Below are 12,317 nucleotides of genomic sequence, written 5' to 3' on the forward strand. Positions count from 1 at the left end.
CGATAGCCTTTCGGCCATCGCGCCTTCTGCGCAGATCGGGCTTGGCGAAAAAACTTACGCCGCGTCGGCGTCGGCCTCGGCAGCCGGTTCGGGCTTGCGGCGACGGGGCAGCGGGAAGGCTTCGCTCTCATAGAGCGAGCGGATGCCATTCTGGTCGAAGCGCGCTTCCTCGACCTGGAGATAGGCGCCGTTCAGCGAATCCGTCGGCAACTGCTCCATCGCGAACTGCACGGCTTCGGCCGCGGTGCCGAACCGGCGATAGGTGAAGCCGGCACGCTTCTTCTTGCGGATCGCGGCGGGGAAGAGCTCGGCGGAGGTGTTGAAGTTGAACGGACGCAGTGGACGCATGGTCAAAGACCTCGTGATCTTCTCTGGGGCTTTAAGCGCGTGGGGTTTGGGAGGGCGGAGGCCAATCGCGTGGGCCCGCCGCACATGTCATTTTCGCCCTCTAATATAGGCCGTTTTGACAAAATTGCGACCCCTGCGATGGGAGATGATGAATCCGCGCATGGCAGCCCCGCAAGGGCTATAAATCAAGTAATTTCAATTAGTTGGATGGTTTATAGTTTGCCAAGAAGCAACAGCACGACCAGCACCACGAGCACGACGCCACCGATCCCCATGCCGGAATGGCCCATGCCGTAGCCGTAACCGCCGACGCGGCCGGACAGGCCGCCGAGCAGGTAGATGATCACCAGGATGATCAGGATGGTCCCGAGCGACATGGCATCCTCCCTGGCGGCCGCCAAATCGCGATGATCGGCCGCACCGCCAGAGAAGAAAAGCACATCGCGCCGCCGGGTTCCATGACGGAACCCAACGGCGCGCAACGTTTATTTCGGCTCGAGCTTCAGCGCCGCCGAGTTGATGCAGTAGCGCAGGCCCGTCGGCCCGGGGCCGTCGGGGAAGACATGGCCGAGATGGCCGCTGCACTTGGCGCAGAGCACTTCGGTGCGGATCATGCCGTGGCTCACGTCCCTTTCCTCGTCGACATGGCTCTCGACGGCGGGCTGGGTGAAGCTCGGCCAGCCGCAGCCGGAATCGAACTTGGCGTCGGACTCGAACAGCACGTTGCCGCAGCCGGCGCAGACATAGGTGCCGGCACGGTGGTCGTGCTCATATTCGCCGGAGAAGGGACGCTCGGTCGCCTTCTCGCGCAGCACCGCGTACTGCATCGGCGACAGTTCGCGCCGCCACTGCTCTTCGCTCTTGATGACTTTGTCGTCCGTGGTCTTCGTCTTGGCGTCGGGCATGGGTCTCCCGTTTCTTGGTGGTCTCGCGATCAGTTGGTGGCCTTGCTGGCATTCACCAGCGTCGGCTTCTCAATGTAGTTATCCGCGAACAGCTTTTTCAGGTTCTCGACCTTGGGCAGGTCGTTATAGGCGATGTAGGGCTGGTTCGGATGCAGCGTCAGATAGTCCTGATGATAGGCTTCCGCCGGATAGAACGCCTCCAGCGCGCCGACCTTGGTCACGATCGGCTTGCTGAACACCTTGGCGCCGTTGAGCTGGGCGATATAGGCCTCGGCCACCTTCTTCTGCTCGTCGGAGGTGGTGAAGATCGCCGAGCGATATTGCGTGCCGGTGTCCGGTCCCTGGCGGTTGAGCTGGGTCGGGTCGTGCGCCACCGAGAAGTAGATCTGGAGGATCTTTCCGTAACTGATCTTCTTCGGGTCGTACTTGATCTCGACCGATTCCGCGTGGCCGGTCCGGCCGCTCGAGACGGTCTGGTAGTCGGCGGTCGCCTTGGTGCCGCCGGCATAGCCGGAGACCGCGTTGACGACGCCCGCAGTGTGCTGGAACACGCCCTGCACGCCCCAGAAGCAGCCGCCGGCGATCACGGCGGTCTGGATGCCGCTCGCCGGCGCCGCGTCCATGGTCGGGGCGGGGATCACGACCGCATCCTCGGCGGCCCGGGACGGCAGGGCAAAGGCCAGCGTCAGGGCGGTTGTAGCAGCCAGCAGGGACAGGAGGGCGGGACGGCGCATGGCGGATCCTCTTTCCGGAAGGTGGATATTCTAGGTCGGTTGGCGCCGGGCGAACAGCCTGCCCGGCGGCATTTCAGTCACCTGAGATACGGGGACAGGTGCCGATTGTTACGCCGCGGCGGACACGACTCTGTGAGAAAACGCGGCCCGCGACAGCCCGGCTTGGCGAGGTGAGGAACTCCGCGCTAGATGAACCCGCGCGATCGACGATCGACTTAAAAAAGTGGTGGCTGGAGCTGGCCTGACAACATGCTGCGCGTCGTTTCCCTGACCCTCGTCACCCTGATCTCCGCCGTCGCGGCTGCCGCGGCCGAGCCGCAAGCCGGCGACGATCTCGCCATCTGCCGTGACCGCCAGGCGGAGCTGCAGGCGAGGGCGCAGGCCTGCGACAATCTGCTCAACGCTGACCGCCTCGCCGGCAAGGACAAGGCGATCGCGCTGTCCGTGCGCGGCAACACCCTGATCAACAAGCGCGACTACGCCCGCGCGATCGAGACCCTGTCCATGGCCGTCGATCTCGATCCGGACAACGTCATCGTTCTCAACCTGCGCGGCCTTGCCTATGAACGCTCGGGCAAGGACGACCTCGCGATGGCGGACTACAACCTCGCGCTCCAGAAGCGCCCGACCTACGGCGTCCCCTACAACAACCGCGGCGTCATCCATCTGCGCAGGGGCGCGCTGCAAAGCGCGCTCGACGACTTCAACCTGTCGATCAAGTACACGCCAAAATTCCTGCTCGGCTGGACCAATCGCGCCCGCGTGCGCACGTTGATGAAGGATTTCGACGGCGCGATCGCCGATTTCGCGGAGGCCGAGAAGATCGATCCGGCCGCGCCGCAGATCGCAGGCAACCGCTGCATCACCTGGGGCGTGATGGGCAAGTACGACCAGGCCTTTGCCGATTGCAACGGCCTGATCGAGAAGCAGCCGAAGAACGTCTACGCAATCAACAACCGCGCCGATGTCAGCATGATGAAGGGCGACCTCGACGCCGCGCTGAAGGACTACAACTCGGCCATCCAGATCAACCCGAACAATGTCCGGGCACATTCAGGCCGCGGCCAGATCTACGAGCGCAGGAAAGATCTCGCCCAGGCCCGCGCCGACTACCGCGCGGCGGCCTATTCGCTGACGAAATTCGACGAACTCGACGTCGCGCGCGCCCGCGCCGTCGCGCAGGAGCGGCTCGCCGCGCTGACGCCGCAGGCGCCGGCCGGGGCGACCGGGCGCCGCGTCGCGCTGGTGATCGGCAACGGCGCCTACAAGAACGTGCACGCCCTGCCCAACCCGCCGCGCGACTCGAAGTTGATCGCAAACGCGCTGCGCGACGTCGGCTTCCAGACCGTGATATCGGTCAGCGACCTGACCCGCGACAAGTTCTTCGAAGCGCTGCAGACGTTCGCCGCCGAAGCGGAGAAGGCCGACTGGGCGGTGGTCTATTACGCCGGCCACGGATTCGAGATCGGCGGGGTGAACTATCTCGTTCCCGTCGACGCCAAGCTGGCCGCCGACAGGGATGCCGAGGCCCAGGCCGTCGCCCTCGAGCAGGTGATCGCCGCCGTCGGCGCCGCGCGAAAGGTGCGTCTGGTGATGCTGGATGCATGCCGCGACAATCCGTTCGCGCCGACCATGCAGCGGACGCTGTCGCTCAAGCTGGTCGACAAGGGCTTTTCCAACATCGAGCCCGGCGCCGGCTTCATGGTGGTCTATGCCGCCAAGCACGGCGAGACCGCGATGGACGGCGACGGCGGCGCCGACAGCCCGTTCGCCACCGCGCTCGCCCGCGAGATCAAGGAGCCGCGCGTCGAGATCAGGAAGCTGTTCGACATCGTCCGCGACGACGTCTGGTCCGCCACCAGGCACGAGCAGCAGCCGTTCACCTACGGCTCGCCCCCGGGGCGCGAGGATTTCTATTTTGTCGCGGGGAAGTGACGAATTGAGTTGCAGAGCAACTCAATTCGTCATTCTGGGGCGACGCGAAGCATCGAACTATGGTGCGCAATTGCGCACCTGAGAAACTCGAGATTCCGGGTTCGGCTCTTCGAGCCGCCCCGGAATGACGGGGTAGGCAGGTGTCGTAGGGTGGGCAAAGCGAAGCGTGCCCACCATTTTTATTTCGTGTGTGGAGAGATGGTGGGCATGGCGCTTTGCGCCTTTGCTCCCCTACGGCATCGGAGTCTTAAACAACGATGCTCAACCTTTTCGCCGCGCGCGTGATCCCCGTGTACAGCCACCTGGCCCTCGAGTCCTGAAACGCAAAACTCTCGTCGAACAGCACGACGTCGTCCCATTGCGAGCCCTGCGACTTGTGCACGGTCAGCACGTAGCCGTAGTCGAACTCGTCATAGGGCTTGCGCTGCTCCCAGGCGATCTGCTCGACGCCGCCCTCGAAGCAGTCGGCGCGCACCGAGACCTTCGTCACCTTGTGGCCAAGATCCTCGTCCGGCGACAGCCGCATGGACAGGATGCGCGATTTCGAGCGCGAAGTGTTGCGCGACTTCACGCGCCACAGGCCCCCGTTGAACAGGCCTTTCTTGCGGTTGTTGCGCAGGCACACCAGCTTGTCGCCGGCGACCGGAAAGGCGTCCTCGATGTTCTGACGCTGGCGCACCCGCATGTTGTAGGCGCGGCGGGTGTTGTTGCGGCCGACCAGGACCTGGTCGGCGCCCATGACGCGGTCGGGATCGAGCTCCTTGCGCGACACCACCTCGCTCTCGCCGTAGCGGCCGATGTCGAGCTCGCGGCCTTCGCGGACGTCCATCGACATCCGCACGATCGGATCGTCCTGGGCCTGGCGGTGCACCTCGGTCAGCATCGCGTCGGGCTCGGTGTTGGTGAAGAAGCCGCCGCCCTGGATCGGCGGCAGCTGCGCGGGATCCCCTAGCACCAGCAGCGGACAGTCGAACGACATCAGGTCGCGCCCCAGTTCGGCATCGACCATCGAGCATTCGTCGATCACGATCAGCTTGGCCTTGGACGCGGGCGCGTCGTCCCACAATTCGAAGCTCGGCTGCTCCTCGCCGGATTCGCGGGCGCGGTAGATCAGCGAGTGGATGGTGGAGGCCTCGTCGCAGCCCTTGTTGCGCATCACCAGCGCGGCCTTGCCGGTGAAGGCGGCGAACTTCACCTCGCCGTCGACGCCCTCGGCGATGTGCCGCGCCAGCGTGGTCTTGCCTGTGCCGGCAAAGCCGAACAGGCGGAACACCGGCGGCGTGCCGCCCCGGCCGGGCTTGGCCTTGAGCCAGTCGCCGACGGCCTTGAGAGCGGCATCCTGATGCGGGGTGAAAGTGGCCATGTCTGTCTTGAGGAGGGGCGAGCCGAAGCGATTCGCCATCCCCCAAAACTAACCATTCGGCCCGCCGGTTCAAGCGGCGCAGATCCCCCTATTGCCAGCCGGGAACGCCGCGCATGTCGGGCAGATGGTGGGCGATGCCCTTGTGGCAGTCGATGCAGGTCTTTTCCCCCGTGAACAGGAAGCGCTGGTGCGCCACCGAGGCCCGCGGCGACTGCTTGGTGATGTCCATGGAATCGGCGCTGTGGCAGTTGCGGCACTCGAGCGAATCGTTGGCCTTGAAGCGCGCCCATTCATGCGCCGCCAGCTCGAGCCGGTGGTCCAGGAATTTCTCGCGGGTGTCGATCGTGCCGAAGATCTTGCCCCAGACCTCCTTGGAGGCCTGCATCTTGCGCGCGATCTTGTCGGTCCAGTTGTGCGGCACGTGGCAGTCCGGACAGGTCGCGCGCACGCCGGAGCGGTTGCTGAAGTGGATGGTCGACTTCAGCTCGGCGAAGACGTTGTCCTTCATCTCGTGGCAGCCGGTGCAGAACTTCTCGGTGTTGGTCAATTCCAGCGCGGTGTTGAAGCCGCCCCAGAAGATCACGCCGGCCGCAAAGCCCGCCAGCACCAGCACGCCGAGTCCGAACACCGAGCTCGGCCGGATCAGCACCTGCCAGAGCTCGCGCGCGAAATCCCAGCTTCGCGCGACGAAGCCGCGCTTGGCTTTTGCCTCGTCAGCGGTCGTCGTCATCGGCGGCCACCGGGGCTTGCGCGCGACAGCAGCGTGTCGATGTCGGTGAAATCGTTGCTGACGGGCGGGGTCGCGGTGTTCTGCGGCACGTGGCATTCCGTGCAGAAGAAGCGCCGCGGCGAGATCGAGGCCAGGAACTGGCCGTCGCGGTCCATGAAATGCGTGATCGAGACCATCGGCGCCTGCGATTCCGCGGTGCGCGCCCGCGCGTGGCACGACAGGCATTTGTTGCCGTTGAGGTCGACCTGGTAGCCGTCGATCGTGTGCGGGATCACCGGCGGCTGCTCCGGATAATTGCGAACCTCCCGCTCGGAGGTGTTGCGGTTCGGCAGCATCGGCGGCGCGGGCCCCTCGTCATTGAGCGGGGCCGGGCCGCGCAGGCCCGACGTCACCGTCTGCGCGGTCAGCGAGCTCGCGCCCGCGGCGATCGCGACCGCAAGCAATGCGATTCCAAATCGTTTCATCATGACACGTTCACCCGCTCGATGCGCACAGCGCATTTCTTGAAGTCGGTTTGCAGCGAGATCGGATCGGTGGCGTCCAGCGTCACCTTGTTGATCAGCTTGGATTCGTCGAACCACGGCACGAAGACGAGGCCGCGCGGCGGCCGGTCGCGGCCGCGCGTCTCGACGCGGACGCGGATGAAGCCGCGGCGGGACACCACCTTCACCTCGTCGCCGCGCCGGATCTTCGCCTCCTGCGCATCGTCCGGATGCATGAAGCAGACGGCCTCGGGGAAGGCCTTGTAGAGCTCGGGCACGCGGCGCGTCATGGTGCCGGAATGCCAGTGCTCCAGCACGCGGCCGGTCGAGAGCCAGAACGGATATTCGCCGTCGGGCGATTCCGCCGCCGGCTCGTACGGCAGCGCGAAGATGCGCGCCTTGCCGTCCGGATAGCCGTAGAACTGCACGTCGGTGCCCTGCTTGACGTAGGGATCGCTGCCCTCGCGGAAACGCCATCTCGTTTCCTGGCCGTTGACGACAGGCCAGCGCAGGCCGCGCTCTTTGTGATAGGCGTCGAACGGCGCGAGGTCATGGCCGTGGCCGCGGCCGAACGAGGCATATTCCTCGAACAGGCCCTTGTGCACGTAGAAGCCGAACGCCTTGGACTCGTCGTTGAGATAGCCCTGCTCGATGTCGGAGACCGGGAACTTGTCGACCTGGCCGTTCTTGTAGAGCACGTCGAACAGCGTCTTGCCGCGCACCTCCGGCTTCTTGGCGATCAGCTCCTCGGGCCAGACCTCCTCGATCTTGAAGCGCTTGGAGAATTCCATGAGCTGCCAGAGATCGGACTTCGACTCGCCCGGGGCAGGGACGAGCTGATGCCAGAACTGCGTCCGCCGCTCGGCATTGCCATAGGCGCCTTCCTTCTCGACCCACATCGCGGTGGGCAGGATCAGGTCGGCCGCGAGTGCGGTGACCGACGGATAGGCATCCGAGACCACGATGAAATTGTCGGGATTGCGGAAGCCCGGATAGGTCTCCTCGTTGGCGTTGGGGCCGGCCTGGAGGTTGTTGTTGACCTGCACCCAGTAGGCGTTGATCAGGCCGTCCTTCAGCATCCGGCTTTGCAGCACGGCATGCGCGCCGGGCTTGTCGGGAATGGTGCCTTCGGGCAGCTGCCAGATGTGTTCGGCCTTGGTGCGGTGTTCCTTGTTGGTGACGACCATGTCCGCGGGCAGGCGGTGCGAGAAGGTGCCGACCTCGCGCGCGGTGCCGCAGGCCGAGGGCTGGCCGGTCAGCGAGAACGGGCTGTTGCCGGGCGAGGAGATCTTTCCGGTCAGAAGATGGATGTTGTAGACGAGGTTGTTGCACCAGACGCCGCGGGTGTGCTGGTTGAAGCCCATGGTCCAGAACGAGACCACCTTGGTCTTGGGATCGGCGTAGAGCTCGGCGAGCGCCTCCAGGCGGTTGAGCGGCACGCCGGACATCTCGGCCGCCTTCTCCAGCGTGTACTCCGAGACGAACTTGACGTACTCGTCATAGCTCATGTCCGTGGAGTCGTTGGCCTTCGCCGCGCCCGTCGCCTTCTTCTGCAGCGGATGCTCGGGCCGTAGGCCGTAGCCGATATCGGTCTGGCCGCGCCTGAACACGGTGTGGGCCGCGACGAAGTCCTTGTTGACGCGGCCGGTCTTGATGATGTGGTTGGCGATGGCGTTCAGCAAATAGAGATCGGTCTGCGGCTTGAACACCATGCCGATGTCGGCGAGGTCGAACGAGCGGTGCTCGAAGGTCGAGAGCACGGCGACGCGGACATGCGGCGCGGACAGCCGGCGGTCGGTCAGGCGCGTCCACAGGATGGGGTGCATCTCCGCCATGTTGGAGCCCCACAGCACGAAGGCGTCGGTGGCCTCGATGTCGTCATAGCAGCCGGGCGGCTCGTCGATGCCGAAGGTGCGCATCATGCCGGCGACGGCCGAGGCCATGCAGTGCCGCGCGTTGGGGTCGATGTTGTTGGTGCGGAAGCCGGCCTTGAACAACTTCGAGGCGGCATAGCCTTCCCAGATCGTCCACTGGCCGGAGCCGAACATGGCGACGCCGTTGGGGCCGCGCTTCTTCATCGCCTCCTTCCACTTCACCTCCATGATGTCGAAGGCTTCGGTCCAGGACACGGGCGTGAAGTCGCCGTTCTTGTCGTATTTGCCGTTCGCCTTGCGCAGCATCGGCTGTGTCAGGCGGTCGTGGCCGTACATGATCTTGGAGAGGAAGTAGCCCTTGACGCAGTTGAGGCCGCGATTGACCTCGGCCTTGATGTCGCCGTGCGTCGCGACGACGCGGTTCTCCTTGGTGGCGACCATCACGGAGCAGCCGGTGCCGCAGAAGCGGCAGGCGGCCTTGTCCCATTTCAGTTCGCTCACCTCGCGCTCGGTGGCGAGGTTGGCGGCGAGCGCCGGCACCGGGAGGCCAGCGGCGGCGGCCGCGATCGCGGCGGCCTCGAGCTTCAGCATCTGGCGGCGGTCGAGCTTCGGCGATGTCATGATGGCTCTTCCTGACTCAGGCGGTTTCGATGGCGTGGAAGACCAGCGCCGCGGAATAGACGTGTTGCAGCGACTGGATGGTGTTGAGCATGGTGCCGAGGCTGCCGGCATCCGGCGCTTCGGTCACGACGATGAGCTTGCCGCGCGGATCGCGGCCGTGGATCTCGCAGCCGGCAAGCGCAATGATCTCGGCTTCGACCTCGGCGAGGCGCTCGGGCCGCGCCTGCACGATGATGCTGGCGATCTCGGCGCCCGGCGGCGGCACGATGCGGTCGGCGCTGAGCACCCGGCCGGTGATCAAGGCGCGGCGGTTGAGCGTGACTTTATGATCGAGTGAGGGTTGGGCCATGATGCCTGTCTTTCGCTCTTGGGGATCCTTGGGGATCAATGCGGGGAGGCTGGTGGGCCGGGAGGACCGGCAAACATCTGGTAGATCCAGACGCCAAGCCCGTAGGAGCCGACCGTTCCGACGGCGAGGACGGGCATCACGACCGCGGTCAGGAACAGGAAGGCGAAAATCTCCATGCGCCTACGGCGCACGCGCGAAGTCGTGTCGTCAGGGGCCGACATATTCGGTCTCTCTGAAATTTTGGGAATTGGGACGGCATCCGGGCCGTTGCCTTGCCTTGCTTGTGCTGCAACCGCGGCGTCAACGCGTTGATCTGGATCAATCCGTCGAGTTGCGAGGATGGTTGGGCCGTGACCACAACCGCAAGTTTGGGTTGTGCCCGGGCCGGCGCGATGCGAAACTTAGCTCTCGAACGGGGCAATGCGAATTGTGAACCAGATGGGGCTCACGGCCATCGATCTCGGGTTTCGCGGCGCGGCGAGCGGCGTGTTCCTCTTGATCGTCCTCGTGGCGCTCCAGCGCCGCATTCCAAATCAGAACGCTTTGCTGGGCATGGCCATGTCCGCCGGGGGCGTGTTCTATGCGATCGTCACCGCGCCGTTCTTTCCCAAGGCGTCATGGTGGTGGACGTTGCCGATCCTGTCCGCGATGCCTGCCGTGTTCTGGTTATGGGCCCGCGCGGCGTTTGACGACGATTTCGTGCTCAGGCGGTGGCATGGCGCCTTGTGGCTGGCCATCGTCGCCTTTGGATTTGCGCTGTCGCTCGGTTGGCCGCGATGGCCGACTCTGGCCAAGGGCGGCGGCAAGGTCCTTGCGATCGTGGCCCTGGTGCTGGCGCTCGCGGCCGCGGTCCAGACGGTCAAGACCTGGCGCGTGGATCTGGTGATGCGGCGGCGCCGGCTGCGGCTGGCGATGCTCGCCATCAATGTCGCGATGATCGGGCTCGTCGCCGTCGCGGGCTTCGCCGATATTCCGGTTGCCGCGCCCGGCGCGTCCGGCAGTCTTCCGACCGCGCTCAGCCTGTTCGTGGTGGCCATGCTTGCCGGCCTGGGCCTGTTCAGCGCACCGGCGGCGGTGGCCGTCGACGACGCCACGGCTGCGATCGCATCCGGCGAGGCGGGGAGACAGGCCCGGGTCGCCGATCGCGCCGCCGCGGGGAGGGTCATCGTCGACCCCCGGGTCGCCGTCGATCCCATCCTGCTCCGGCGCCTCGACCATCTGATGACCGTGGAACGAACCTACCGGCAGGAAGGTCTTGCGATCGGGACGCTCGCGGCGCGGCTCGACGTTCCCGAGCATCGGCTGCGCCAGGCGATCAACGAAGGGCTGGGCTATCGCAACTTCAATGCGTTCCTGAATCGCTATCGGATCGAGGATGCCAAGCTGGCGCTGTCCGACGTGACGCAGCGGGAAGTCCCGGTGCTGACCATCGCCATGGATGCGGGCTTCCAGTCGATCGGACCTTTCAATCGCTCCTTCAAGGCCGAAACCGGCGTGACCCCGACCGAATTCCGGCGCGAGGCGCTGAGCCGGCCGGGTAGGGCCGACATCAGCGAACTGCGTCGAGAAATCGGCTAGCCGATTTTTGGATTGGGCAAGAGGGCCGCGCCCCGATTGGGCAGACTGTCCGGCAGAAGCTTCTCGCCAGCCGGAATGAGCCCACCATGTCTCCTTCGACCGCCGCCACCCCCACATCGGAACGGCTCCACGCTCTCGATGCGCTCAGGGGCGGCGCCTTGCTGCTCGGCATCGTCCTGCACGCGGCAATGTCGTTCGTGCCCGCCACGCCCCGGTTCTGGTTCATCCAGGACACCCATCCAAGCCTCCTCCTGGGCCTGCTGACCTTCACCATCCACGTCTTCCGGATGACGGCCTTCTTCCTGATGGCCGGTTTCTTTGCCCGCATGAGTTTCCATCGCCGGGGGAGCTGGGGCTTTGTCAGGGACAGGTTGCAGCGGATCGGGCTGCCGCTCGTGATCGGCTGGCCGATCGTGTTTACGCCGATGGCTCTGGTGGTCATCTGGGCCTCCGGCTTTCCCAATGGCGGTCCGACTCCCGGCGCGCGTGGCTGGCCGCCGGTGCTGCCGAATTTCCCCCTGGCCCATCTCTGGTTTCTCTACGTGCTGCTGGAGCTGTATGTCGCCATGCTGCTGCTGCGTGGCGCAATTGTCCGGCTTGATGCCTCCGGCACGCTGCGAACGGTCATCGACCGCCTCTTTGCGAGGATCATGCGAAATCCACTGGCTCCGCTGGTTCTGGCGATCCCGATCGGCATCGCGTTCTGCCTCGACCAACGATGGATCAATGTGATGGGGGTGAGGACGCCGGATCAATCGCTCGTCACCAACGCGCAGGCCTGGATCGGCTTCGGCACCGCATTTGGCGTCGGCTGGCTGCTGCATCGGCAGGTCGATCTGCTGCGGCTTCTCGAGCGGCGCTGGCTCCCGCACCTCCTGCTCGCGGTCGGCCTGATCCTGATCAGCTTCGTGCTCTCAGGTGTGATGCTGTCCGCGCCGGGTGCGCCGAAACTGCCGGTCAGCTTCGCCACGCTCAGGCTTGTCTCCGCCACCCTGTATGCCCCGGCGATATGGATATCGACCTTCGCGGTCCTCGGTCTCGCGCTCCGCTTCATGTCCGGCTTCAGCCCGACTTGGCGTTACCTCGCCGATGCGTCCTACTGGCTCTATCTGATCCACATGCCGATCGTGATGGCGCTACAAGTTGCGGTGTCGCAGCTCGACTGGTCCGGGCCGATCAAGTTCGCCATCATTCTCGCCGTCGCGCTTCCTCCGATGCTGGCGAGCTATCATCTGCTGGTGCGCTTCACCTTCATCGGTGTGGTCCTGAACGGCCGCCGCGCACCACGCGAAGCGGCGGCTGTCGTTGCGGTGGAAGGCTCCGCCGCGCAATAACGCCGGATGCGTTGAGGGGACCGTTCTCCCGCACGGCGGAATTGCTGCTCCGTAGACAGCGCCG

At 65.2% G+C, this 12,317-nt stretch carries 13 protein-coding genes; 3 read left to right on the top strand and 10 right to left on the bottom strand.

Annotation, left to right across the window (positions count from 1 at the left end; genetic code table 11):
* Positions 1 to 54: 54 nt before the first annotated feature.
* The 4 genes from AAFG50_RS08830 to msrA form a co-directional block, all read right to left on the bottom strand.
* Positions 55 to 348 (bottom strand): hypothetical protein, encoded by a 294-nt coding sequence (locus AAFG50_RS08830; RefSeq protein WP_028173077.1) that lies wholly within the window; start codon positions 346 to 348, stop codon positions 55 to 57.
* A 212-nt stretch (positions 349 to 560) separates the two neighbouring features.
* On the bottom strand, positions 561 to 725 hold the full coding sequence (locus tag AAFG50_RS08835) for a DUF3309 family protein (protein ID WP_053815155.1): 165 nt from the start codon (positions 723 to 725) through the stop codon (positions 561 to 563).
* A 108-nt stretch (positions 726 to 833) separates the two neighbouring features.
* The gene (msrB, locus tag AAFG50_RS08840; RefSeq protein ID WP_028173078.1) at positions 834 to 1,253 is read right to left on the bottom strand and encodes a peptide-methionine (R)-S-oxide reductase MsrB; all 420 of its coding nucleotides are present in this window, start codon (positions 1,251 to 1,253) and stop codon (positions 834 to 836) included.
* Between the two features lie 29 nt (positions 1,254 to 1,282).
* Entirely contained in the window at positions 1,283 to 1,987 is a 705-nt protein-coding gene (msrA, locus tag AAFG50_RS08845; protein ID WP_028173079.1) for a peptide-methionine (S)-S-oxide reductase MsrA, read from the bottom strand.
* A 249-nt stretch (positions 1,988 to 2,236) separates the two neighbouring features.
* Here msrA and AAFG50_RS08850 point away from each other — a divergent pair, with 249 nt between their 5' ends.
* Positions 2,237 to 3,922, top strand: a complete 1,686-nt coding sequence (locus AAFG50_RS08850; RefSeq protein WP_028173080.1) for a tetratricopeptide repeat protein — start codon at positions 2,237 to 2,239, stop codon at positions 3,920 to 3,922.
* 247 nt (positions 3,923 to 4,169) lie between these two features.
* Here AAFG50_RS08850 and AAFG50_RS08855 read toward each other — a convergent pair whose 3' ends face one another.
* The 6 genes from AAFG50_RS08855 to napE all read right to left on the bottom strand — a co-directional run bounded on the left by AAFG50_RS08855 (position 4,170) and on the right by napE (position 9,562).
* A complete protein-coding gene (locus AAFG50_RS08855) occupies positions 4,170 to 5,285 on the bottom strand; it encodes an ATP-dependent RecD-like DNA helicase (protein WP_028173081.1) in 1,116 nt (371 codons plus the stop codon).
* 88 nt (positions 5,286 to 5,373) lie between these two features.
* Complete coding sequence (locus AAFG50_RS08860) at positions 5,374 to 6,015, bottom strand: NapC/NirT family cytochrome c (protein ID WP_028173082.1); 642 nt, start codon at positions 6,013 to 6,015, stop codon at positions 5,374 to 5,376.
* Complete coding sequence (locus AAFG50_RS08865; protein ID WP_028173083.1) at positions 6,012 to 6,482, bottom strand: nitrate reductase cytochrome c-type subunit; 471 nt, start codon at positions 6,480 to 6,482, stop codon at positions 6,012 to 6,014. Before AAFG50_RS08865 ends, AAFG50_RS08860 begins: the two co-directional genes overlap by 4 nt.
* Positions 6,479 to 8,992 carry a nitrate reductase catalytic subunit NapA gene (gene napA / locus AAFG50_RS08870; RefSeq protein WP_011089775.1) on the bottom strand — a complete coding sequence of 838 codons (2,514 nt, stop codon included), beginning with the start codon at positions 8,990 to 8,992 and terminating at the stop codon, positions 6,479 to 6,481. The genes AAFG50_RS08865 and napA overlap by 4 nt, the downstream gene beginning before the upstream one ends.
* Positions 8,993 to 9,008: 16 nt before the next feature.
* Positions 9,009 to 9,341 carry a chaperone NapD gene (locus tag AAFG50_RS08875; protein ID WP_028173084.1) on the bottom strand — a complete coding sequence of 111 codons (333 nt, stop codon included), beginning with the start codon at positions 9,339 to 9,341 and terminating at the stop codon, positions 9,009 to 9,011.
* Positions 9,342 to 9,376: 35 nt separating this feature from the next.
* Positions 9,377 to 9,562 carry a periplasmic nitrate reductase, NapE protein gene (napE, locus tag AAFG50_RS08880; RefSeq protein ID WP_011089773.1) on the bottom strand — a complete coding sequence of 62 codons (186 nt, stop codon included), beginning with the start codon at positions 9,560 to 9,562 and terminating at the stop codon, positions 9,377 to 9,379.
* Between the two features lie 217 nt (positions 9,563 to 9,779).
* Here napE and AAFG50_RS08885 point away from each other — a divergent pair, with 217 nt between their 5' ends.
* On the top strand, positions 9,780 to 10,919 hold the full coding sequence (locus AAFG50_RS08885; protein WP_028173085.1) for a helix-turn-helix domain-containing protein: 1,140 nt from the start codon (positions 9,780 to 9,782) through the stop codon (positions 10,917 to 10,919).
* 86 nt (positions 10,920 to 11,005) lie between these two features.
* Positions 11,006 to 12,253: an acyltransferase family protein gene (locus AAFG50_RS08890; RefSeq protein ID WP_028173086.1), complete on the top strand. Its 1,248-nt coding sequence runs from the start codon at positions 11,006 to 11,008 to the stop codon at positions 12,251 to 12,253.
* Positions 12,254 to 12,317: the final 64 nt, after the last annotated feature.

It is taken from the genome of Bradyrhizobium sp. B039, from assembly GCF_038965675.1.
Lineage (GTDB): Bacteria > Pseudomonadota > Alphaproteobacteria > Rhizobiales > Xanthobacteraceae > Bradyrhizobium > Bradyrhizobium diazoefficiens.

What these genes read in the sequence shown, in the direction of transcription:
- AAFG50_RS08835 (WP_053815155.1), bottom strand. Translation starts at nt 725, where the DNA reads ATGTCGCTCGGGACCATCCTGATCATCCTGGTGATCATCTACCTGCTC.
- AAFG50_RS08875 (WP_028173084.1), bottom strand. Translation starts at nt 9,341, where the DNA reads ATGGCCCAACCCTCACTCGATCATAAAGTCACGCTCAACCGCCGCGCC.
- AAFG50_RS08830 (WP_028173077.1), bottom strand. Translation starts at nt 348, where the DNA reads ATGCGTCCACTGCGTCCGTTCAACTTCAACACCTCCGCCGAGCTCTTC.
- napE (WP_011089773.1), bottom strand. Translation starts at nt 9,562, where the DNA reads ATGTCGGCCCCTGACGACACGACTTCGCGCGTGCGCCGTAGGCGCATG.
- AAFG50_RS08855 (WP_028173081.1), bottom strand. Translation starts at nt 5,285, where the DNA reads ATGGCCACTTTCACCCCGCATCAGGATGCCGCTCTCAAGGCCGTCGGC.
- msrB (WP_028173078.1), bottom strand. Translation starts at nt 1,253, where the DNA reads ATGCCCGACGCCAAGACGAAGACCACGGACGACAAAGTCATCAAGAGC.
- AAFG50_RS08850 (WP_028173080.1), top strand. Translation starts at nt 2,237, where the DNA reads ATGCTGCGCGTCGTTTCCCTGACCCTCGTCACCCTGATCTCCGCCGTC.
- AAFG50_RS08890 (WP_028173086.1), top strand. Translation starts at nt 11,006, where the DNA reads ATGTCTCCTTCGACCGCCGCCACCCCCACATCGGAACGGCTCCACGCT.
- napA (WP_011089775.1), bottom strand. Translation starts at nt 8,992, where the DNA reads ATGACATCGCCGAAGCTCGACCGCCGCCAGATGCTGAAGCTCGAGGCC.
- AAFG50_RS08865 (WP_028173083.1), bottom strand. Translation starts at nt 6,482, where the DNA reads ATGATGAAACGATTTGGAATCGCATTGCTTGCGGTCGCGATCGCCGCG.
- AAFG50_RS08885 (WP_028173085.1), top strand. Translation starts at nt 9,780, where the DNA reads ATGGGGCTCACGGCCATCGATCTCGGGTTTCGCGGCGCGGCGAGCGGC.
- AAFG50_RS08860 (WP_028173082.1), bottom strand. Translation starts at nt 6,015, where the DNA reads ATGACGACGACCGCTGACGAGGCAAAAGCCAAGCGCGGCTTCGTCGCG.
- msrA (WP_028173079.1), bottom strand. Translation starts at nt 1,987, where the DNA reads ATGCGCCGTCCCGCCCTCCTGTCCCTGCTGGCTGCTACAACCGCCCTG.